The organism is Phaeobacter sp. JH20_29, from assembly GCF_048056175.1.
Taxonomy (GTDB): Bacteria; Pseudomonadota; Alphaproteobacteria; order Rhodobacterales; family Rhodobacteraceae; genus Phaeobacter; species Phaeobacter bryozoorum.
In genome coordinates, this window is the sequence record NZ_JAYMWO010000001.1 from 204,375 (window position 1) to 227,018 (window position 22,644).

Consider the following 22,644-nt stretch of genomic DNA (forward strand, 5'->3'; position numbering starts at 1 on the left):
GCATAAGGTTCGATATGCCCAAGACTCCCAGCCCCTGCATTGATGTCTGCAAATTCAAGCGTGAGGGACATTGCATCGGCTGTTCGATGACCAAGGCCCAGAAGTCGCTGTTCAAAGCGTTGAAGAAAGACAGCCACAGGCGCGCGTTTGTCAGGATGCTGACCGCGCAGCAGGGCCAGCTGGGAAAATACACGCATTGGGACCTTGCCTACCGCAAGAAACTGGCAAAACGAAAAATCGCGGCAGAGGAGATCCTCTGACCGCGATTATGTGGCTTTGCCAGTCTGGGTTGTTCACCCACGGCCGTTGTCGTGTCAGCCCGCCAGATGCGAGCGCAGGAACCAGGCAAATTTTTCATGGGTCTGGCCGCGCGCAATGCACAGATCCTCGGTCAGCGTATCACCATGGTCGGCGGCTAGCGCACCGCAGCCTGCAAGGGTCGCGGCGAGGGTTTCCTGCGCTTCCATCATGATCCGGATCATTTCCTGATCGGTCGCATGGCCGTCGTGTTCGGCAACTTTGGAGCGTTTCAGCATCCCGGCCAATGTGCCCTCGGCATGGGCATCCAGTGCACGTACGCGCTCGGCAAGGTCGTCCTGCCCCAGAAAGTGATCTTCGTAGATCTTCTGGAACAGATCATGCAGCGGGCCGAATGCCATGCCCTTGACGTTCCAGTGGAAATTCTGGGCCAACATCGTGGTGACAGCGGTTTCTGCCACGGATTGGTTCAGAGCATCGGCGATTGCGGTTTTGGCATCGGTCGAGAGTGCAGCAGCGGTCTGTGTCATCATGTTCCCCATTGTTCCATAAAATAGCTGGCTGGCAGGAAGCTGGCTTGCTGTGACACACAACATAGCCATCCCGGTGCATATGGCAAGAGTTTTTAGAACGATTCTAAAACTTAGGAAATTGCTCGGAAATACGGCCCAGAAGAAATCCGATGTAGCGCCGCCGCGCCGGGTCGATTTGCGACCGCAGCAAGAAACCGAGGCTGTCATAATCCTTTGCTGATACACAGGACAGGCAGCGCATCACCCAAGCTTCGTCGAAGGAGACCTCTGCCGTGCCGGGGCGAAACCATTTGATTCGACGTGGCATTGCCTCTGGCAGGCATTTCACAAGAGTATCGACATAGGTGCGTCTGGCATCCTCTCCATCGACACAGAGCAGCGCGCAGGCTTCGAACAGATCGGTCCGCGCAGCGGCGCGGCAGCCCATCGCCGCAAGACGCAACGTATTGAGTGCATTATATTCCTGCTCATCGAGCAGGGGGGTACTGCGCAACCGGTCAGGGGCCGTCACCTGCGGCAGGGACAAGGTCTGCACTGGCATCATGGGTGATGAATCCGTCTATCTAGAGGGGCACTCGGGCACCCCGGCTAATTCCTGACTAAATATATTGGTTTTATGGGCGCTCACAAGAGATGAACAGGCGCGCCAGTAAAATTCGCGCTGTATGCCCTGCGGCGTGCGGTATTAGCTGCGGTTCTCCGCAACCAGCGCCAGCAGCTCTTCCTTGGTGCGGGAAATATGTCGGGTCAGGGCGTCGCAGGCGGCCTCCACATTGCGGGCCTGCGCCAGTGCGAGGAGGTCGCGATGCTCGGCCTTGGCGGGTTCGCGCTGTTTCATCACGCTGAGATGCATGCGCACAAACCGGTCGGAATGAAGGCTGAGCCCCTGTAGCATCTCATTGGTCAGCTTACGTTCGGCAGCAGCATAGAGCGCAGAGTGGTAGCGGTGGTTCAATGCGCCCCAGGTTGCCACGTCATCAGCATCATAGGAGGCGTCCATTTCATCCAGGATCTGGCTGCATCTTGCGAAGTCAGTGCTGGTCATCGCAGGGATCGAGCGACGGAACAGATCGACCTCGACCAGGATGCGCAGATCAAAAATCTCCGCGATTTCGCGCAGCGAATGTTTGGTGACTGTTGCCCCGCGGTTATTCGCAAAAAGCACCAGCCCCTCGGCATCGAGCCGTTTCAGAGCTTCGCGCACGGGCATCCGCGAGACATCGTACTCCTCTGCCAGTGCCTCCTGGCGGATCGGTTCACCTTCGGCAAGTTCACCACTCAGGATACGCTCGCGCAAATCGGCGGCGATCACGTCGGGGAGGGTGCTGCGGGAGATGGCGCGCTTGGCTGCCATGGGAGCCTCATGGGTCGGGGTTACGCAGGTGCCAATCTGGCGGTTGTTGTTCGGGTGTGCCCTGCCGGGCCGCGCGGATCAAGGGGCAGGGCATCACGCCCCCCAGGTGTCGCTCAGCCTGTAGCCACCGGGCCAGGGGTCATCGGGGTCCAGCATGTGCTGATGTATTCCCGTGATCCAGCCACGACCACTGATTTCCGGAATGATGGCGAGCTGGCCTCCGACGGTTGTCTGGTCGGTGATCCGGCCCTTGAAACTGGAGCCAATGATCGACACTGCCTCAAACTCCTCATCTGCGGTCATTTCCCCTTTGGCCAGCATCAGGGCCATCCGGGCCGATACTGCGGTTCCGGTGGGTGAACGATCCACCTTGCCGGGCTGGATGGCCACGGCAGAGCGACTGCGCCACCCGATGTCGGTGCGCTCCAGCGGGCCGCAAAATGCACAGAAGGAAATATGCGACCAGTCGGGATTGTCTGGATGGCTGAAACCCAGCTGCTCATTTGCCGCATCCAGAATGCAGGTTCCGATCTGTGCCAGGGCCTTGGCCTCTGCGTCGCAGATGGTCAGATCCAGATCGGCGGCCTGTACGACCACAAAACTATCGCCGCCATAGGCCGTATCCACATAGAGCGTACCGATCCCCGGGACATCCAAGGCAACGCCAATTGCCCCTGCAAAACTGGGAACATTGCGGACAAATATCCTCTCAGCTTTGCCATTTCTGCATTCGGCGCGCACCTTGACCAGCCCCCCTGGCGCTTCCAGCGTCAGATGCGTTTCCGGTTCCTGCATGGGCAGAATGCCCCCATCCAGCAGCACGGTCGCAACGCAGATCGAATTCGATCCGGACATCGGCGGCGTGTATTCCGGTTCCATAATGATAAACCCCATGTCGGCGTCGGGATGTTTGGGGGGCACCAGCAAATTGACGTGCCGGAACACGCCGCCGCGGGGTTCATTGAGGACAAAGTTGCGCAGGGTCTGGTCCTGCGCGATGAATGTGCGCTGATCCCAGAGTGTGGCGCCCGGCGGCGGTGCCACGCCGCCGACGATGACATCACCCACTTCGCCCTCGGCATGGGCGGAAATGACATGTACGGTCCTAGTGCTGCGCATCTCGGTCTCCTACGGTTCCGGCGGGCTTGGGGCGGGCTGAAAGGCGGTCAAGCCAATCGATCGCCTGTTTCTGATGTAGCACTACAATAAATTTTAGTATATGTTTTCCTGAAGCCCACATCACAGATCATGACCAAACAGGTTCGGCTGGTTGGATGGGTCACTTTGGTCAGCGCGGTGTCGGGCTGCCGGAATTTCAGGATACGGATATGGACGCCTCAGAGACGCGCAAGACAGAGACCATAAAGGCAGGCGCCAGCAAGAAAACGCGCAAGAAGGACAATTCCGAGCAGCTTGGACACGCGATCCGCCGCCGCCGCAAGGCGATGGGGATGACAATGGTGCAGGTTGCCGAGGACACTGAACTGACGCCCGGATTCATTTCTCAGGTTGAGCGGGGCATCAGCACGCCCTCGCTGTCCTCGCTGTTGTCCATCGCTGCCGCCCTGCAAACCAGCGTCGAGCAGCTGTTGAGTGTTGAGGAAGAGTTTAGAGAGTATATTCATAAAGATAACCGGCAGACCTACGCTCTGGGAACCAACGGAAGATTGTATGAGAAGCTGGGGCCGGGGTTTTCCGGCGCGCTCTGCTACCCGTCGATCATTCACCGCCCACCTGGTCATGTCTCGGAGAAGATGTGCCACGAGGGCGAGGTGTTCTGCTACCTGATCTCGGGGCAGCTTGAATATCATCTGGGGGATTCGGTGCATATCATGTCGCCGGGGGATACGGTTCACCATGACTGCTCGAAGCCGCATTATTCGATCGTTCTGAGCGACGAAGAGGCGGTTGAACTTTGGGTGAGCACCATGCCGATGAAGAGCTCTGCCCGCTGAAGGATCAGGCGCAGATGCGCATATCTCTACCCTCCGGCCTTGGGGCTGATGCGGCAAGTTCGGCGTCCATCTGCAGTTGAGCTACCGGAGATTTCTACCGCAATCAGAACTTTTGCTAAAAATAATTTTAGTAATTTTAAAACCCACGCTATGCTTCTCCACATGAGACGGAGAATCGATCTGGGAGGATCTCACAAATGACAAGAAAACTGGTGGCGGCCGCAGCTGCCCTGACCACGGCACTGACCGTACCGGCGCTGGCGCAGGATCGCGGCGGCGTGCTGAACTTTGCCCGTTACGACGGATCGACCTTGATCGACCCGATCTATGCGGATCGCAATCCGGATATCTGGATGGTTGGCAGCCTGTTCGACACGTTGCTGCGCCCCAGCGACGACGGAAATTCGGTCGTTCCTGGCCTCGCCGAGACATATAATGTCTCTGAAGATGGCACCACGGTGACCCTGACATTGCGCGACGGGATCAAATTCTCCGATGGCACACCGCTGACCGGAGAGGACGTGGTGTTTTCGCTGGATCGTGCTCGCAATGCTGATCTGAGCCCGTGGGCGGGTCTCCTCGGTACATTGGATACAGTTGCCAATAATGGAAACGAGATCACCCTGACCCTCTCGGCACCGGATCCGACGATCCTGTCGATGCTGGCAACCTTTACCACCGGCATCGTGTCCAAAGCCGCGTTCGAGGCCGCCGAAGGCGCAACGGATCAGGAGAAGTCAGCCACCATCTTTGCTGCAAAGAGTGCGGGCGTTGGCACTGGCCCCTTCTATCTCTGCGGGTTTGAGCAGGGCACATCGATGGATTTCTGCGCCAATGAGCACTACTGGCGCACTGGCTCGGACGGCAAACCGCTGCCCTATCTGGACGGTGTGCATTTCGAGATTATCCCCGATGATGCCACCCGTATCCTGAAGCTGCAGGCCGGTGAGATGGATGCGGCGGAATTCATCCCGTTCTCGCGCGTGGCCGAGCTGGAGGCGGATCCGAACATCGATATGAATCTGTTCCCCTCGACCCGGATTATCTATTCGCCGATCAATACCCGCCCGACGCGGGCAGATGGATCGCCCAATCCGCTGGCGGACGAGCGGGTGCGTCAGGCGCTGAACTATGCCACCAATAAACAGGCCCTGATCGGGTTGGTGCTGCAGGGGGCCGGCAAGCCCATGACCTCGCCTCTGATGGCGGCGGCGACCCAGCTGGCGACATCGACTGATCCGCTTTATGGCTATGATCTGGACAAGGCAAAGGCCTTGATTGCCGAGGCCGGTCTTGAGCCCGGGACCGAGATCACCTTTACGACGCTGGCCGGATCGGCGGATGACAGCACCATTTTTGCAGCGCTTCAGCAGATGTGGGCGCCTTTGGGCATCGAGCTTAAGGTGGAGCAGGTCGACAATGCCACCCGTGGCGCGAAGAACCGGTCGGGTGAATTTGACATCCATACCTATGGGTGGGTCAATGATGTGAATGACCCAAGTCAGGTCACTGGTTGGCTCGGTTACTTCCCCACTGCGAAGGCCGTTGGCACAGGTTGGGAGAACGAGAAGTTCAACAGCCTGTTTGAGGCCTCGGCAACGGAAATGGATTCGGGTGCGCGTGCTGGTCAATATGCCGAGATGCAGTCGATCTATGCCGAGGCGGCGCCGCTGCTGTTCATGTACGAGACCCCGTTTGCGGTGGCCCTGTCAAAGAAGGTCAGCGGCTACGTGCAGACACCGCTGGGCAACAACCTCTTTGAGGAAGCGTCGATCAGCCGCTGATCAGTTTCGCCCTGCAATGTAAAAGCGCCGTCAGCCCTGGGGCTGGCGGTGCAGACGAACGGATGCCGGAATGGCCACTATTCAATATATTCTCAAGCGCCTGTTGCTGATGGCCGTGACCTTTTTTCTGGTCATGATCATCATCTTTCTTCTGGTGCGCCTATTACCCGGAGACCCGGCAATCGCCATCGCGGGGGATCGCGCGTCGGATGCAGATCTGGCCGCTATTCGCGAACGGCTGGGACTGAATCAGCCGCTGGTGGTCCAGTTCTGGCAGTTCCTGTCCAATACCGTTCAGGGGGATCTGGGGCGCTCGATCCTGATGCGAGCGCCGGTGATAGATGTGATCGCCAGCCGCCTGCCGACGACCCTGTTTCTTACGGTTTATGCCGTGGCATTGTCGGTGCTGATCGCGGGGCCGCTGGCCTTTGTTGCTGCACTGAACCGGGGGCGCTGGCCCGATGCGGTGATCCGCACCGTCTTTCAGGTCGGCCTGTCCATGCCGGTGTTTTATATCGGATTGATCTTGCTGACATTTCTAGCCGCGCAGCTGCGCTGGTTCCCGGTGGGGGGCTATGGCGACAGTTTTTCCGAGCGGCTCTACCATCTGTTTTTGCCATCGGTGGCAGTGGCGCTTTATACCTCTGCGATCATCATGCGGAATCTGCGGTCGGCCATCGTTGAGGTGGTGGATGCGGAATATGTTGAATTTGCCCGTGCCAAGGGACTGTCGGCCTGGCAGATCCTGGGGCGGCATGTGTTGCGCAATGCGCTGATTTCCACAGTCACGCTGCTTGGCCTGTCTATCGGCAACCTGATGAGCGGAACCCTGGTCACCGAAACGGTGTTTGCGGTGCCGGGCGTTGGCCGGTTGATGCTGGAGGCAATCTTTGCCCGTGATTATCCGCTGATCCAGGGGCTGACCCTGACATTTGCAGTGCTGGTGTCGATCGTGTTCCTGATGACCGATCTGATCCAGAGCGCCCTAGACCCGAGGATGCGTCTGACATGACCGATGCCACAGTTCTGTCGCCCGAGGCGACGCGACCGCAGCAGAGCCGGTGGAAGATCGCGCTGCGCAAACCGGGGTTCATGATCGGTGTCGCGATTATCGCAGCCTCTACGCTGCTGGCCATCGCGCCGGGCCTCTTCGCCCCATATGATCCCAATTTCATCGATTATAACGCGGTGCGGCAGCCGCCGAGCTGGGCGCATCCTTTCGGCACCGATATGCTGGGGCGCGACAGCCTCAGCCGGGTGATCTCTGCCTATTCAGTGAATATGCAGATGGCCGTTCTGGCCACGGTCTTTGCCATGCTGATCGGGGTCACGGTTGGTGCGTTGGTGGGCTATTATCGCGGCATTGCCGATATGATCTTTGGTCGGGTCGTGGATGCCGTCATTACCTTCCCGTTTTTGGTCCTGGTGATCGCGGTTGTTGCGGTGCTGGGGCCGGGGCTTGTCAATATGTATATCGCCATCACGGCGGTGGGCTGGGTCTATTATGCCCGGCTGATGCGCGCCGAGGTGATCACCCAGATGGGCAATGACTATGCGGCGGCCGGAATTGTCATGGGATATTCTGACCGGCGCGTGATCTTTCGCCACCTGCTGCCCAATGCGATCACCCCGGTGATTGTCTACTGGATGACCGATATGTCGCTGGCCATTCTTCTGGGATCATCGCTTGGATACCTCGGTTTGGGGGCGCAGCCACCGCAGGCTGAATGGGGTGTCCTGATTGCCGAAGGGCGCAATTTCATCACCACGGCCTGGTGGCTCAGCCTGATGCCGGGCATCGCCATCGTGCTGACCGGGATCGGGTTCTCGCTGATCGGCGACGGGCTGGCCGATCTGTTGCGGCCTCGCGGTTAAGGGGAAAGAGAGTATGAGCATGAAAGAGACCCAGCCGATACTTGAGGTCCGTAACCTCTGTACGACGTTTCGACGCGGCGGTGTGATGCTGCCTGCGGTACGCGATGTCAGCTTTGATGTGCGACAGGGTGAGGTTCTGGGGCTTGTCGGCGAAAGCGGCTCGGGGAAGAGCGTCACGCTCAGGTCGATCCTGGGGCTGACCCGTCGCCATGGAGAGGTCACAGGCGAGGTGCGCTGGCAGGGGCGGGATATTTCCCGCCTGTCGGATCGGCAGCTGCGCCAGGTGCGCGGCGGTGAGGTTGCAATGATCTTTCAGGAGCCGATGACGTCGCTCAACCCGCTATTGACCGTGGGCCTGCAGCTGACCGAGACACTGAAGGCACATACCGATCTGCCGCGTGCGGCGCGTCGGGACCGGGCGGTCGAGATGCTGGATCATGTCGGTATCCCGGCGGCTGCTTCTCGGTTGCAGGATTATCCGCATCAGTTTTCGGGCGGGATGCGGCAGCGGGTGATGATTGCCATTGCGCTGGCGGCGCAGCCGAAGCTTTTGTTGGCGGATGAACCGACCACAGCGCTGGATGTTACCATTCAGGCGCAGATCCTTGATTTGATCCTGCGCCTGTCTGAAGAGATGAACATGGGCGTGATCCTCGTTACTCATGATCTGGGGGTCGTTGCGCAGACCTGTGAGAATGTTGCGGTGATGTATGCTGGGCGGATCGTCGAGCAGGGGGCGGTGCGGCAGGTGCTGCGCACGCCGCGCCATCCCTATACGGCCGGATTGATGCAGTCGGTGCCACAGGATGTGCCGCCACGGACGCCGCTTTACTCTGTGCCCGGTACGCCACCTAGTCTGGAGATGCTCCCCCGAGGCTGCGCATATGCGCCCCGTTGCGACGCACGGACTGAGGCCTGCCTGAATGCGCGCCCGCCGTTGGAGGCGATCAGTGCCGGGCGTCGCGCGGCCTGTTTCAATCCGGTTCCCGCGGTCCAGGGAGAGGTGGCATGACTGATCCGGTGATGGAGATCGACAATCTCAGCCTGACGTTTCATCTGCCGCGCAGCCTGATTGATGTGATGCGCAAGCAACCCGGTCGCGCCGTACGCGCGCTGAACGGCGTCAGCCTGGCGCTGAGGAAGGGAGAAACCCTAGGTGTTGTCGGAGAATCGGGGTGCGGAAAATCGACATTGGCGCGCTGCATCGTCCGGCTTTACGAGCCGCAGGGTGGCAGCATTCGCCACCATGGGCAGGATATATTCGCCGACGGCGCGCGCAGCGACCGCAGCTATAACCGGCGCGTGCAGATGATGTTCCAGGATCCCTATTCGTCGCTCAACCCGCGTATGACCTGCGGTCAGATCCTGAGCGAAGCCTTGCAGGTCCATAAGATGCGCCCCTCCGACGAGATCCCGACACGAGTCGCGGAGCTGCTGGATTTGGTGCGGCTGCCCGCAGATGCGGCGCAGAAACTGCCGCATGAGTTCTCCGGTGGCCAGCGTCAGCGGATTGCCATTGCCCGTGCGCTGGCGGTGGAGCCCGAGGTGCTGATCGCCGATGAGCTGGTATCGGCGCTGGATGTCTCGGTTCAGGCGCAGGTGGTGAATCTTCTGCTGGAGCTGCAGGAGCAGCTGGATCTGACCATCCTGTTTGTCGCCCATGATTTGCGGCTGGTGCGCCATGTTTCCCACCGTGTCGCAGTGATCTATCTCGGCCGCATCGTGGAAATCGGCGACAGCGAGCGCCTGTTTGCCAATCCGGCGCATCCGTATTCACAGGCGTTGCTGAGTGCGGCCCCGTCGCTTGATCCCGATGACAAAGGGGATGCGATCCGGTTGGAGGGAGAGCTGCCGTCGCCGCTGAACGTGCCGCCAGGGTGCCCGTTCCATGTGCGCTGCGTCCACGCTTCGGAAATTTGCAGGCGGGATGTCCCGCACCTGCGTCCTCTTGGCGACCGTGGCGAGGTCGCCTGCCATCTTGCGGAAGAGATCAATCAAAATGGATGACATGTTGAGCGGGCCCCCTGCCGCTGCCCGCATTGCCGATCTGCGCCGCGAGCTGCGTGCCCGCGATCTGGATGCCTTCATCCTGCCCCGGTTTGACGCGCATCAGGGGGAATATGTGGCTCCCCATGACGAACGCCTTGCCTATGTCACAGGTTTTACCGGATCGGCTGGAATGGCCATCATCACGGCTGAGACCGTCGCCGTGTTTGTGGATGGCCGCTATACCGTGCAGGTCGCAAATGAATGCTCAGGACCGCTGTTTTCGCGGCTTCACATTTTTGAACAGCCACCGGAACACTGGCTGGGCGCGGTTGCGCAGGCAGGCTGGCAGATCGGGTTCGACCCGATGCACCTGCCACCCGGCTGGTTCGATCGGTTTGCCGCATCCGCTGTGCAGGCGAGTGCGACGATGTTGCCGCAAGGCGACAATCCGGTGGATGCGATCTGGTCGGACCAGCCGCCAGCGCCGACCGGGCGGATCAGCGTTTTTCCGGTGCAATGGGCCGGGCGGAGCAGTGCCGAGAAATGTGCGGATCTTGCAGCATATCTGAGCGAGCAGGGCGCCGCATGTCTGGTTGAGACACAACCTGACAATATTGCCTGGCTGCTGAACGTGCGCGGGGATGATGTGGCCTTCAACCCGATGCCGCAGTCCTTTCTCCTTGCCGAGAGAAACGGGACGGTCACTTGGTTCGTTGATCCGGCCAAGCTGGATGATGAGGTCAAGGATCACCTGCCGGACATCGCGACCGCCCAGCCGGTCTCGCAGTTTCTTGGCGCTCTTCAAAGCCGATGCAACGCCGGAGAACGGATCCTGTTTGATCCGGATTTTTCGCCGGTTGCGGTGCGTCATACTATTGCCGACGCCGGGGCGACTGCGGCTGCGGTGGCCAGTATATTGACCCGGACCAAATCCGTTAAGAATCCGGTCGAAATCGCCGGTCTGCATGATTGCCATCTGGAAGACGGGGTGGCCTGGGTCGAGTTCTCGGCCTGGTTGGCGCAGACGGTTCCTGCGCGCGCGGCGGCTGGTGAGCCAGTGACCGAGCGTGAGGCGGAAGCACAGATCCTGTCCTGCCGACAGGCGCGTCCGGGTTTTCTGACCGAGAGCTTTCAGACGATCTCAGCCGCGGCAGGCAATGCTGCAATGTGCCACTACGCGGCCACCAACGGGCGTAATGCTCCGATAATGCCACAGAATCCCTATCTGCTGGACAGCGGCGGCCAGTATGACACCGGGACCACCGATGCCACGCGCAGCTATGCCTTCGGGATGCGCCCCGACGGCTATGACCGGGCGTATACGGCGGTGTTTCGCGCGTTCCATGCGCTGGCCACGCTGCGGTTTCCCCGGGGTACGCAGGGCCATCATATAGATGCGATCTGTCGGCGACCGCTCTGGGACCTCGGCTTGGATTACGACCATGGCACCGGTCATGGCATCGGACATCGGCTCTCGGTGCACGAGCACCCGCAACGCATCGGCAAGCCCTATAATCCGGTGGATCTGGTGCCTGGCATGGTTGTGTCGATCGAGCCGGGCTATTACGAGGCCGGGCGTTTTGGCATCCGGATTGAGAACATCTTTGAGGTTATTGAAGAAAGTGATGGGTTCCTCAGCTTTCGCAATATGACGCTTGCACCAATACAAACCGACATGTTGATCCCGGCAGATCTGAGTGAGGACGAACGCTGTTGGCTGAATACGTATCATCAGGATGTGCTGCAGCGGTTATCGCCCTTGGTCAGCGATGCAGCGGGCCGGTGGTTGTCGGCGGCGACGGCCCCGATCTAGAGGTCTGTCTCTCGCTTTGCTGCGCGGCGGCCAGTCCTCGTTCGGGGCTGGCCTAAAATATATCTTCAATCTAATTGAAAACTGCTGGGTAAACCGGTTGGGGGACTGCCCCCGGCGCGGTGGGTCAACACTTTGTTCAGGCGAATATGCGAGAGGTTGTGCAAGACGAGCCTTCCAAGTGGAGATATGAATGCCAGCTCTGTTCAACACAATATCAGGCAAGCTACTTGCCGCGACCACGGTTGCAATTACCGGGCTGATGCTCTGCTTCAGCGTATTTACGGCCCTCAATGAATCTGCACAGGTCAGGGAGCGGGTATTGGAGGGCGCGTCGCAGCGAGCCTCAGATATCGCGCAAAGCCTGTCGTCTCAACTGGTCGAAGCGACCTCAGCTGCGGCGGCGCTAGGCGGCGCGCTATCCGGATATATCGAAGATGGCGATGCAACCACCGCCGATCTGATCAAGATCATGGAAGGCGTCCCCGGCCGCTATGATCTTGTATTCTCTTCCTGGATGTCAGCGATTCCGGACGGCGCCACCGAAGATTTCATTACCGGTGAAGAGGGACGAAATGCCGATGGTATCTTTGCCGCCTACTGGACCAAAGCGGAGTCCGGCGGGCTGAATTTCGAGACGTTCAACGTTGATCCCAATGACACATCCGAGTGGTATCGCCTGCCGATCGACAGTGGCGAGAGCGTCATCACCGAACCTTATCTCTCAAATGAAAACCGCCTGCTGACATCGGTGTCGGTGCCTGTGAATGCACAGGGCCAGATCGTCGGTGTTGCCGGTGTCGATATCGTGCTCGATAATCTCGGTGATTTTGTCCGGGGGCTGTCGGTTTATGAAGGCGGCAGTGTGATGCTGCTGGGCCAGGGCGGCAAATGGTTGTCACATCCTGACCCGGAAATGCTGATTCAGGCCTTTGAAGGGGAAGAGGTGGCAGATTTCCAGGCCGCTGTCGAAACCGGAGAGGTGCAGATTGTTTCGGATCGCGCTGATGGGTCGACACGCCTGTTCTTTCCTTTCACCGCCTACGGCATGAACAAGACCTGGGTTGTCGTCTTGGATGTGCCACGCCATGTCTTCGTCAACCCGGTAAAGGCAAGCATCTACGAACAGCTGATCGCCAATGTTCTCTTGCTGGCGCTGACGCTGGCCACCATCTTTTTCTCGGTGCGCTCGCTTGTCCGGCGTCCCCTGGGGCGAATGCTTGGGGTCATGAAGGATCTTACCGCCGGGAAGGTGCATCAACCCGTTGATATTCCAAAGCGTAAAGATGAGATCGGGGCGATGGCCCTGTCCATCGAGACCCTGCGCCAGGGTTTGGCATCCAAGGAGGAGCTGGAAGCAAATCAGCTGCGCGATCAGCAGCAGCAGCAGGCGGTTGTTCAGGCCCTTGCCCAGAATTTGCAACAGCTGGCTTCCGGGCGGCTGGATGTCAAAATCCACGATGAAATGCCCAGCCAGTATGAGGGGCTGCGCCAGGACTTCAACAATACTGTTGAACAGTTGAGCAAGCTGATCACCTCGGTCAATGACTCGGCACGTTCGATCGATACCGGTTTGACGGAGATTTCCTCGGCAACCAACGATCTGTCGCAGCGCACAGAACAATCCGCGCTTCAGCTGGAAGAGACTGCGGCGTCGCTGAGCGAACTCACGCAGAACGTCCAGCATGTCGCCAGCGGCGCGCGCGAAACTGAGGCATTGGTCACATCCGTGAATCAGAGTGCAACAAACAGCTCCGCGGTTGCCCGGGAGACGGTTGATGCGATGGATTCGATTGCCGCCACCTCTGAGCAGATCACCCGGATCACCGGTATGATTGACGATATCGCGTTTCAGACAAACCTGCTTGCCCTGAACGCCGGTGTTGAAGCCGCGCGGGCTGGCGAAGCCGGCCGCGGGTTCTCGGTTGTTGCCGCCGAAGTCCGCAGTCTTGCGCTGCGTTCGTCTGAATCGGCGCTAGAAATCAAGAAGCTGATTACCGCCTCCGCAGCGCAGGTGGCCCATGGCGTGGATCTGGTCGGCAGGACCAATTCCTCTCTGGAGACCATTATGAATGCCATTGGCAGCATTTCGGAACATGTTGGCGATATTGCCAAACAGGCCGACGAGCAATCCAGGGGCATTTCGGAGTTGAATGGCGCGATGAGCACACTGGAAGCTGCCCAGCAGCAGAATGCCGCCATGTGCGAGGAGACCGCCGCCGCCTGCAGTTCGCTGGACCATGAGACAACCAATCTGTCGCGGCTGGTCACAGCCTTTCAGACTGGAGATGCTGGCCGCCAGCCCGTGCAGGGTGCGCAGCACCACAGTTATACGGCTGCGGCCTAGGGCGCTGACTTAGACTGCTCTGGAGGCGCGAGCGTCAATGGGTGTCCAAGCGGGGCCGGTGAGTCCGAGAGTAGCTCCGCCAAATGCTTGAGAGCCACCACTCCTTTGAGTGGTGGCTCTCGTCTTTGATGTCCGCTGTTGCTGCCGGTGATGGCCCCGTGTCGGATCTTTGGGTCATTCCTGAGCTGGATGGTTTGCAGTCCGGCAGCGTTTCCGTGATCTGAGTTTCCCGCAATCAGCGAGGTCGCAAGCATGACACGCTAACGCCAACTCTGGTTGATTGAAGTGGTTTGTTGCGGGGCGGCGCAAAGCAGGTTTGACGATCCAGATCCCTATCATGCCGGGTAGTGGTGCAGCACCCGATTGAGATCATTCAGTCTGGAGCATCCATTGTCCGCTGCCCATCAGCGTGCAAACGACCAGCGGATGTTTGATCCTGACGGGGCGACGATCCTGAGCTGGCTCGCGGTCTGTTGGCATCCCTGCGGTGGGAGCGGTGCCAACCGGAAGCCTGTCAAAGCAGATGGGCGGGTGTTGCTTCAATACCGCGCGGCTTTTTCGGCGGTTTCCATCGTTCTGGGCGGCAAGGCAGCCTCTGCTTCCTGAGTGTCCGATGCTGCACTGTATCGCCTTTGACCATGGTACCGGCTTTTGTCCGCTGCGCGCACCGAACGACCTAGCTCCTCGAAACCTCGACATGGCGTCATGAGATGACTGGCGTCCGCTGGAGAGGTGCTGCGGATCATTGTTTGGCTGCGAACGCCGGTAGGCCTGCGACTTGAGATGCGGGTGCAAATCAGAATGCTGACGGCAGTCGCCGGTGGAAACGTCTACTGGTGAGCGCCAGGCTCAATTGGATTGCTATCTCTTCTGTTGCGGATCTTTCCCAGGATTTGCTGCAAGCGGTCGCCGCCCACGAGGAGGATCATGATCAGATAGGTGGGGATTGCGACCGCAAGTTGAGCCATAAGCTGTGGGGTGCCATACATCGGCGGCCCCAACTCACGTAGCGCGAAGAGCGCAATGGACATCATTGAGACAGAAATCAGCGCGGGGCGCAGTGCATCGAAGATATAGGTTGTCGCCGAGATTTCGAGGGTTTTCAGAGTTTTGCGCGTGGCGACCGGCCAGAGCAAGAAGGAAATGCCAACCAATGCGGACATGATCCTGTTCAGACCCTCCGGGGCAAGCAGCAGGATCGCTGCAAATCCAGACAGGCTGACGACACATTCAAATCCGAACCACCAACGTGCATGACCGGAGAACCTGAGCAAAGAGGCCTGCATGACGCCGATACTCATCATCAGGCTGAGCATTGCAAAACACTGGAGCGGGTAGATCGCAGCGAGCCATTTGCTGCCAAAGACGAAGGGTATCGCCGTCGGGGCCACAATGATGAAGCCGATGAACAGCGGCAAGGCGGCGGTTGCAGCGGCGAAGCTGCTGAGGATAAACGCTTCCCGCCGTTGTTCTTTTTCAGTTTGCAGACTGGCAAATAGGACCCTTGTGACAGGCAAGAGCGTGCCAATGGTAAGCTCCTGCAGGATTTCACACATTCTGCGGGCGAAAAAGAAGATGCCGAGCACTGCTGGGCCGGCGACGATCCCGAGCAGGATCTGGTTGATCTTGGTCGGTTCGATCATCCGGCCACCCATCGTCAACAGGGTAAAGCCGCGCAGATCCGTCAAAGCGGCCCTCGAGAGCTGTAGCCCAGGGCGCCAGCCAGCGGCCCAGTAGGAGACGACGCAGCCGACAATCGCGGTAATGACCTGCGCCCAGACCAGTGCCCAGATGGCATATCCTTGCAACACGAGCAGCAGGCAACCTGCCGCGCCCAGCCCATTTGCAAGGGTTGTCCGCAACGCAATATGACGAAACTCCATCCGCCGGTTCACCAGTGCCGCGGGAATATTTCCAAGTGATACAAACAGGATACGGAGCGACAGCACCGGCAATATGATCGCAAGTGCCTCGAGTTTGGTCCAGGACGCGATCATCGGCGCACAGAGAACCAGGATCGCAATAGTGGCAAGTGCGATCACCATCGTCAGCCAGAATGCGCTGTCCAGATGGCTCTGCCTCAGGTCGCTGCGTTGAATGATGGCGTCTCCAAGCGGCAGCGGCACCAATGTCATGACCCAGATGACGATCGAGGTGGCCAGAGCCACGGCGCCAAAATCGGCGGGCTCCAGCAATAGAGAGGTCACCAGGAACACAACCACGGTCAAGCCGTTGCTGACCATGATGTTGACGAAGGACCAGAACACGCCAATCAGCGCCAGGCGGCCGCGGCCCTGCGATATATGGCTGAGTGTCGAAGCATCGGTATTGCTGTCGTGCATTCTGTTGGTCCCGCTTTTGCAGTTAGGGAGCATAATCTGCTGCGGCTGTCACCCTTGGTACAGACCCTGATCCCTATCGCCGTTGGCTGAACATTACCGCAGAGGGCTTAATGGCCCGTTTACCGTCCCGTGCGCGCAATGACTGAGCGGCCGGTCAGCAGGATCAGTTTGATATCAAAGCCGAATGTCCGCCGCTTCAGGTAATCAACGTCAAAGGAGACCCGATCAGCATAGCTGACATCGTTGCGACCTGATACCTGCCACAGCCCGGTGATTCCCGGTCTTTGGCTCAGATATGCAGAAGCGGCTGGACCATATCTGTGCAGTTCGCAGCGCACGATCGGGCGCGGCCCGACAAAGCTCATATCACCGCGCAGCACGTTCCAGATCTGTGGCAGCTCATCAAGACTGCTGCGGCGGAGGAACAGGCCAAAGCCCGTGACCCGTGGATCGCGGCTGAGCTTGCGGTCGCGGGCCCATTCGCTGGCCGCTTGAGCGTCCGACTTGAGGTGCTCGGCCAGAATATCCTCCGCGCCGTGGATCATGGTACGGATTTTCCAGCAGGTGAAGGGTATTCCGTCCTTGCCGATACGAGTATGACCGAAGAGCCCTGGCCCGCCATCGCGTCGGCTGATGAGCCAGAGGAGCGCGATAACCGGGGCGAGGGCGGGCAGAAGAGCCAGCGCAAGTGACATATCAAGAAGGCGCTTTCCGATCCTTGCATAAATATCGAAGCGCGGTTTTGCCGCCTGACCGCTGTCTGATGGCGCGCGCAGGTGGTCAAAATTCGTAATGTCGCTCATGCCTTACCCCGATCTTCAGCCTCGCGGTGTCGACATTTATGTCGACAGGGTCGCTGGCCGATTTTCTGGCTGCGATCTCGTCCGCCTTTCCTAAGATTTGATTCAAATTCGTGGCAAGATTTTGTCGTAAACAAAGTCATGCTGGGGCGTTCTCAAGACGGGGTATGCAGATCGGCAGCCAGGCTGAACAAGCGATCCCGAGCTGGTGATGCGGCCGAACAGTTGAATTGACAGCCGCCGTTTGGCGTATTAATTTGATCGGTGAAATAAATATCATCACCAGGACTTCCGGGGTTCTGCACCCAAAGGACGCCCCTGTATGCCATCATCCAGCCAGCCTCGCTCCAGAGCCTTACAGCAGCACTCGCATCTGCGGGACGATGCTGACGAGAGATTGCGTTGGCTCGATCTGGAAAATGATCATCTGCGGCTAAGGGTGATGAACCTTGGCGCCATAACGGCCTGGCTGGATCTGCGCGATGGTGAAACCTGGCAACCCATGGTGCTGGGATATGCCGATATGGCGGCCTATCTGGGGGATCCGTATTATCTGGGTGCGATTGTTGGCCGGGTGGCCAATCGGATTGGCGGGGCGGGTTTCCATCTCGCGGGTCGCGAGATTTCTCTTAATGCCAATGAAGGGAGCAACCAACTTCACGGCGGCGCGCAGGGGCTTGGACGGGTGTTCTGGGATATGCGGCGGCTGGGGGCCGGGGCGATTGAATTGCGCCACTTCTCCGCGGATGGTGAAAACGGCTATCCGGGCGGTGCCGATATCCGGCTTAGGATTGCGGTGTCCGGCACAACGGTCAGCTATGATATGACAGCTTCGGTGGACCGGCTCACCCCGATTAGTTTGGCGCAGCACAACTATTATACGCTTGGTATCAAGGGCGATATCTGGGAGCATCGCCTGCGCAGCAGCGCCGAGAGCTATCTGCCGCTGCGCCGGGATGGGGTGCCTACGGGCGAAGTTGCACCAACTAGCGGCACCAGATTTGACTATCGCGCTGGCCGGAGCTTTGCCGCGCTGGATCCAGAGCGGCTTGGCACGGATATCCATGTGAATTTCCCCCCGAACGCTTCGGGTGATATGCGCGAGGTAGCCCATCTTGGCGCCTCCAATGGTGTTGTCATGCGGGTTTTTTCAGATCAACCGGGTGCGCAGATTTACACGGCGAGTCATCTGAACAGTTCCTGCGCCGCGCGGGATGGACAGCGGTTGGAACCATTTTCTGCCGTCTGTATCGAGCCGCAGGGTTTGCCGGATGCGGTAAATCAGCCCCATTTCCCGAGTGTTCTGGTGGACCCCGGTCATCCGTATCGCCAGAAGTTGCTGCTGAAATTTTCCGTAGCGGAGAGGGAGCAAGATGGCTGAATACCGGCGTCGATATCGCCTGTGTGGCGCGATTGCGATCTGCATAACGAACGCGACTTTCGCCTGTGCTGGTAGCGCTGAGGAACAGTCCATGAATTTGGATCTGGGGCCGCGGCCAAGCTTTGCCCCGCAGATACAGGCAGAGGTCGAGCTGGGCCAACTGCTATTTTATGATCCCATTCTATCGGGCAACCGCAACATCAGCTGCGCTAGCTGCCATCATCCACGGTTTGGCACAGGTGACGGCGTCTCCCTGTCGCTTGGCGAGGGCGCAACCACGCTTGGCCCTGAGCGGCGCGCGGATCCGGACAACCGTCCTGAACAGCGTATTCCACGTAATGCGCCTGCGCTCTGGAATCTTGGCGCTGATGATATGGATGTGATGTTCCACGACGGCCGACTGGAGGCTGACCCCGCATATGGGCCGGGTATCCGCACGCCGCTGGAAGGTGACATGGTCGCAGGATTCGATTCCGCGCTGGCCGCACAGGCGATGTTTCCGGTGCTTTCGGCAGATGAGATGGCCGGCCACTACGGCGAAAATGATGTCTCGCGCGCGGTACGTCTGGGTCAGCTGAGCCATCCCGGTGGGGCATGGGATATCATCGCGGGCCGGGTCGCAGAGATCCCCGAATATCGGCAGCGTTTCGATGAGGTCCTGGGAGTGGCAGAACCCATCCGCTTTACCGATATCGGCAATATGCTGGCGGCGTTTATCCGGTTTGAATGGCAGGCTGATGACAGCCCGTTTGATCGTGCTCAGCTGCATGGAGAGGCCCTACCCACCACAGCAGCAAGGGGGCAGGAGCTTTTCTACGGGGGCGCCGGATGCAGCCAGTGCCATACAGGCTGGTTGCAGACGGACAATAGGTTTCATGCAATCGCGATGCCGCAGCTTGGTCCGGGCAAGGCCGCCCGATTTGAAACCCACGCCCGCGACGAGGGGCGGTTGCGGGTGACTGGAAACCCGGATGACGCTTACCGCTTTCGCACCCCGTCGCTGCGCAATGTCGCGCTGACAGCGCCCTATGGGCATAACGGCGCCTATGCCACTTTGGAGGCTGTTGTGCGTCACCATCTGGATCCCGTCGCGGCGCTGATGTCTTATGATCGCAGCCAGGCGGTCTTGCCCGGTCTTGATGGGGTGTCGGATTGGGCCGTCATGGATGATCCGGTCGAGCTGGAGCGTATCGCGGCGGCGAATGATCTGGATCCGATTGCGCTAAGTGACGGGGATATTGCCGATCTCGTGGACTTTCTGGAAGCGCTGACCGACAGCGCCGCAGCCAAGGGGCGGCTTGGGGTGCCGGATAGCGTTCCATCGGGCCTGCCGGTGGAACGCTAATCTACCGGTCCAGGGGTCTATTGTGTTCGGGTAAGATGCTGGTTGGGCGTGATTTCTTGCCAGATTGTTGTTTCCCCATCCGGCCAGATAATGCGCAACCGCAGATCATCGCTCTCTCCCAGACCGAAGTGCAGATCCCCGGCCGAGCCGCCCGCATGGCCGCCGCCGACAGTGACCTCGCGGGTGTGTATCCTTATGCCTGTGTCCAGCTCGACGAAGGCACCAATAGCCTGCGTGTTCGGGGCAGTGCCCTTGAGTGACAGGCTCAGCCAGTTTCCGGATGGGCTGGTGGTGTTCTGGTAGAGTTCCATTGGCGCGCGCCGGTTGATCACGGCAAGGTCAAGCTGCCCATCGAGATTGAGATCGCGCAGCACGGCGCCGCGAGAACGTTCCATGCTGGCAATACCCGCAGCGGCGGCCATGTCGGCAAAACGCCCATCTGCCCCTTGGATCAACAGGGTATTCGGGTCGCGCATGGCGGCATCGGGCATCTGTTCGACATTTCCCTTGGTGACAAAGATATCGTCATGCCCATCGTTGTTCACATCGCCAAAATCCGCGTGCCACCCGGTGGATGGTCGCCCGTCACCGCCGCTGGTTGGGCGGTGGGCGGTGGTGCCGTAATCATAAGTCACATCGCGGTAGGCGGGGCCGGTGCCGCTTGGATCAAACAGCTGTAGTTTCTGATCTCCCATCGAGGTGAGGTAGACATCGGAAAACCCGTCACCGTTCAGATCGCGAGACGCTATCCCCATCCCCCAGAGGTGAAAGGGCAGCCAGCCGTCGTCCTGTTGGTAGAGCCTTGGCGGCGTGGTCATTTTCCACATCTGCTCCTGCCCACCCCGGACATAGTAATGTCGGTCGTTGCTGATCCGAAGATCGGCCCGACCGCGGGCGGTTGCCCCAACGCTTCGGTGCCAATTGGTGAACAGCATGGACAGCGCGCAGTACCCTGGCTGGAGCCGGATGGCCGGGCCGTAGCGGTCACCATCGGGCCGATACAGCTGTGTGTCGTCACAGGCCTCAAACGGACCCTCGGGGTCGCTTCGGTCGACATAGGTGCCAAAGGCAAGCGTCGGCAGCTGAGCGCCCGGCTCCCAGGTGGCCGAAAACGCGGTGGTCCAGTGGTCACCACTGGTAAACCCCAGACCATCGAAGGGTTCGAACTGACAGTTTCCGGTTCCACGCAGCAGCTGATCCGCGCCAACGCGCAACAGGGCAAGATCGAGAATACCGTCACCATCAATGTCGAGCGGGTAGACGCCGGTGACGCCTGTCTGTGCGAGGGCGGCCGGTGTAGCGGATGCAAACCGCAGCGTGGCGCCTGGGGCCTCGCTCTGGTTGATCATCAGCTGAACCGGGTTGCTGCCGCCCGCCGCCACCAGATCAGGGAATTTATCGTCGTTGCAATCCAGCGAGGCGAGCCCCCCACCCACGAAATGCTCCCAACCGCCATCATAGACATGCGCGGGAACTGGTTGGGAGCGGAACACCGGAGGCTCGGGGATGTCCGCCAGCGCGATCTGCGGCAGGAGCCAGATCGGCGCGAGGATATATGAGAGTTTATCCCGCATGGCTGGCAACTTCGCGGATGGTCAGTGCGGAGACTTCTTCAATCGCATAGGCGGCGGCCCCTTTTGCCCACATCTTGTTGCCCCAGCCATGGACGCGCACTTCGGGCAGGGGGCCGTCCACCTGAACCACCCAGCGGCGCATTTCCTCCACCACTTTGTCGGAGGACAGGTAGCCAAAGGCCAGCTGCGCACCCGCCAAAACGATCATCTGCGGGTCGAATATATTGACGATATTGGCCAGTCCCATGGCAAACATGCGCCCGGCGCGGTCAAGGATGGATTGCGCCATGGTGTCGCCGTCGCCGACGGCAGCATAAAGCGAGGCGAGATCCTTGTGCCGTTCGACGCCACTGGTGATATTCGCCTCGCGCAGCAGGGCGTAGTCGCCGACGTAAGCTTCCAGACAGCCGCGCTGGCCGCATTGGCACAGCGCGCCTTCGAGCTGCACCTTGATATGGCCAAATTCTGCGCCGCAGCCCCGCGCGCCGCGATAGATCTGATTGTCGATGACGATGCCCATGCCGACACCATGTTCGACGGTCACCACGACAAAGTTGCTGCGGGTGTCACCTTCACCGAAGAGATGCTCAGCCTTGGCGACCAGATTGGCGTCGTTGTCGATAAACACCGGCATGCTCAGATAGCTGCCAAGAAGGCTGCCTAGATCGATATTCCGCACGTTGAGCGACGATGACCAGTAGATGAAATTGCGCTCGGCATCCATAACGCCGGCCATGCCAATGCCAACTCCGGAGATGTGCGCGCGGGTGAACCCGCCCTTGGCGCAGCTCTGGTCCAGGGCTTCGACAATTTTCTCGCAAAGGGCCTCTGGCGACATCTGACCGCCACGCAGGGGCATTTCGTGGCTGACCAACTCTGTGCCTTCGAAATCGGTGATCAGGGTCGTGATGGCGTGATGCGACAATTTCAGCCCGGCGATCCGATGGGCGCTGCCGCAGATTTTGAGGGCGACCCGTGGGCGGCCGCGTTTGGCACCGCGCGCTGTATCCGGGCTGACTTCCTCGATCAGCCCTGCGGCCAGCAGTTCGGCGGTGATCGCCGTGACGGTGGCGGGGCTGATGCGGGTGGCCTGAGCGATATCGATTCGTGCGATTTGCCCTGCGGCCCGGATGGTATCGAATACCTGAAGGCGACTGCTTTCACGCAGTTCGCCGGAATGTGAAAGCCTGTCCGATTTAACCACCGTATTTCCCCCTTATTATCAGGCGACTTATCGCAGGAAAGCGCCGCCCGACAAGATATCTGGCCTCATGATACATTATTTAATTTGAGTTTC

The 22,644-nt window shown here is 59.5% G+C and carries 19 protein-coding genes; 11 read left to right on the plus strand and 8 right to left on the minus strand.

Annotated features, from left to right (window positions below; genetic code table 11):
* Positions 1 to 14: 14 nt before the first annotated feature.
* Complete coding sequence (locus tag VWZ85_RS00955) at positions 15 to 260, plus strand: DUF1289 domain-containing protein (RefSeq protein WP_340547560.1); 246 nt, start codon at positions 15 to 17, stop codon at positions 258 to 260.
* 54 nt (positions 261 to 314) lie between these two features.
* Here VWZ85_RS00955 and VWZ85_RS00960 read toward each other — a convergent pair whose 3' ends face one another.
* From VWZ85_RS00960 to VWZ85_RS00975, 4 genes are all read right to left on the minus strand, one after another.
* Positions 315 to 788 (minus strand): Dps family protein, encoded by a 474-nt coding sequence (locus tag VWZ85_RS00960; protein WP_340547561.1) that lies wholly within the window; start codon positions 786 to 788, stop codon positions 315 to 317.
* 106 nt (positions 789 to 894) lie between these two features.
* Positions 895 to 1,335: a hypothetical protein gene (locus tag VWZ85_RS00965; RefSeq protein ID WP_416586505.1), complete on the minus strand. Its 441-nt coding sequence runs from the start codon at positions 1,333 to 1,335 to the stop codon at positions 895 to 897.
* Positions 1,336 to 1,476: 141 nt separating this feature from the next.
* Positions 1,477 to 2,145 carry a GntR family transcriptional regulator gene (locus VWZ85_RS00970; protein ID WP_340547563.1) on the minus strand — a complete coding sequence of 223 codons (669 nt, stop codon included), beginning with the start codon at positions 2,143 to 2,145 and terminating at the stop codon, positions 1,477 to 1,479.
* A gap of 93 nt (positions 2,146 to 2,238) precedes the next feature.
* Positions 2,239 to 3,264 (minus strand): trans-3-hydroxy-L-proline dehydratase, encoded by a 1,026-nt coding sequence (locus tag VWZ85_RS00975; protein WP_416539664.1) that lies wholly within the window; start codon positions 3,262 to 3,264, stop codon positions 2,239 to 2,241.
* A gap of 209 nt (positions 3,265 to 3,473) precedes the next feature.
* Here VWZ85_RS00975 and VWZ85_RS00980 point away from each other — a divergent pair, with 209 nt between their 5' ends.
* The 8 genes from VWZ85_RS00980 (at position 3,474) to VWZ85_RS01015 (ending at position 13,905) form a co-directional block, all read left to right on the plus strand.
* Complete coding sequence (locus VWZ85_RS00980; RefSeq protein WP_340547565.1) at positions 3,474 to 4,100, plus strand: helix-turn-helix domain-containing protein; 627 nt, start codon at positions 3,474 to 3,476, stop codon at positions 4,098 to 4,100.
* A 197-nt stretch (positions 4,101 to 4,297) separates the two neighbouring features.
* Positions 4,298 to 5,884 (plus strand): ABC transporter substrate-binding protein, encoded by a 1,587-nt coding sequence (locus tag VWZ85_RS00985; RefSeq protein ID WP_416586508.1) that lies wholly within the window; start codon positions 4,298 to 4,300, stop codon positions 5,882 to 5,884.
* Between the two features lie 70 nt (positions 5,885 to 5,954).
* On the plus strand, positions 5,955 to 6,896 hold the full coding sequence (locus VWZ85_RS00990) for an ABC transporter permease (RefSeq protein WP_340547567.1): 942 nt from the start codon (positions 5,955 to 5,957) through the stop codon (positions 6,894 to 6,896).
* The gene (locus VWZ85_RS00995) at positions 6,893 to 7,759 is read left to right on the plus strand and encodes an ABC transporter permease (RefSeq protein WP_340547568.1); all 867 of its coding nucleotides are present in this window, start codon (positions 6,893 to 6,895) and stop codon (positions 7,757 to 7,759) included. Before VWZ85_RS00990 ends, VWZ85_RS00995 begins: the two co-directional genes overlap by 4 nt.
* Before the next feature lie 13 nt (positions 7,760 to 7,772).
* Positions 7,773 to 8,771 (plus strand): ABC transporter ATP-binding protein, encoded by a 999-nt coding sequence (locus tag VWZ85_RS01000; protein ID WP_374015656.1) that lies wholly within the window; start codon positions 7,773 to 7,775, stop codon positions 8,769 to 8,771.
* Entirely contained in the window at positions 8,768 to 9,766 is a 999-nt protein-coding gene (locus VWZ85_RS01005; RefSeq protein ID WP_416586511.1) for an ABC transporter ATP-binding protein, read from the plus strand. The genes VWZ85_RS01000 and VWZ85_RS01005 overlap by 4 nt, the downstream gene beginning before the upstream one ends.
* Positions 9,759 to 11,561: an aminopeptidase P family protein gene (locus VWZ85_RS01010; RefSeq protein WP_416586514.1), complete on the plus strand. Its 1,803-nt coding sequence runs from the start codon at positions 9,759 to 9,761 to the stop codon at positions 11,559 to 11,561. The genes VWZ85_RS01005 and VWZ85_RS01010 overlap by 8 nt, the downstream gene beginning before the upstream one ends.
* Positions 11,562 to 11,751: 190 nt before the next feature.
* Positions 11,752 to 13,905, plus strand: coding sequence for a methyl-accepting chemotaxis protein (locus VWZ85_RS01015; RefSeq protein WP_416586516.1), 2,154 nt, complete (start codon positions 11,752 to 11,754; stop codon positions 13,903 to 13,905).
* Positions 13,906 to 14,735: 830 nt separating this feature from the next.
* Here VWZ85_RS01015 and VWZ85_RS01020 read toward each other — a convergent pair.
* A complete protein-coding gene (locus VWZ85_RS01020; RefSeq protein WP_416541809.1) occupies positions 14,736 to 16,280 on the minus strand; it encodes a lipopolysaccharide biosynthesis protein in 1,545 nt (514 codons plus the stop codon).
* Between the two features lie 86 nt (positions 16,281 to 16,366).
* Entirely contained in the window at positions 16,367 to 17,050 is a 684-nt protein-coding gene (locus VWZ85_RS01025) for a sugar transferase (RefSeq protein ID WP_416586518.1), read from the minus strand.
* A 319-nt stretch (positions 17,051 to 17,369) separates the two neighbouring features.
* Here VWZ85_RS01025 and VWZ85_RS01030 point away from each other — a divergent pair, with 319 nt between their 5' ends.
* The gene (locus VWZ85_RS01030; protein ID WP_416586521.1) at positions 17,370 to 18,428 is read left to right on the plus strand and encodes an aldose epimerase family protein; all 1,059 of its coding nucleotides are present in this window, start codon (positions 17,370 to 17,372) and stop codon (positions 18,426 to 18,428) included.
* A gap of 91 nt (positions 18,429 to 18,519) precedes the next feature.
* Positions 18,520 to 19,773: a cytochrome-c peroxidase gene (locus VWZ85_RS01035; RefSeq protein WP_416586524.1), complete on the plus strand. Its 1,254-nt coding sequence runs from the start codon at positions 18,520 to 18,522 to the stop codon at positions 19,771 to 19,773.
* A 17-nt stretch (positions 19,774 to 19,790) separates the two neighbouring features.
* Here VWZ85_RS01035 and VWZ85_RS01040 read toward each other — a convergent pair whose 3' ends face one another.
* Both VWZ85_RS01040 and VWZ85_RS01045 read right to left on the minus strand, forming a co-directional pair.
* Positions 19,791 to 21,347: a CRTAC1 family protein gene (locus VWZ85_RS01040; RefSeq protein WP_416586528.1), complete on the minus strand. Its 1,557-nt coding sequence runs from the start codon at positions 21,345 to 21,347 to the stop codon at positions 19,791 to 19,793.
* A complete protein-coding gene (locus VWZ85_RS01045; RefSeq protein ID WP_340547578.1) occupies positions 21,337 to 22,551 on the minus strand; it encodes an ROK family transcriptional regulator in 1,215 nt (404 codons plus the stop codon). The genes VWZ85_RS01040 and VWZ85_RS01045 overlap by 11 nt, the downstream gene beginning before the upstream one ends.
* Between the last annotated feature and the right edge of the window lie 93 nt (positions 22,552 to 22,644).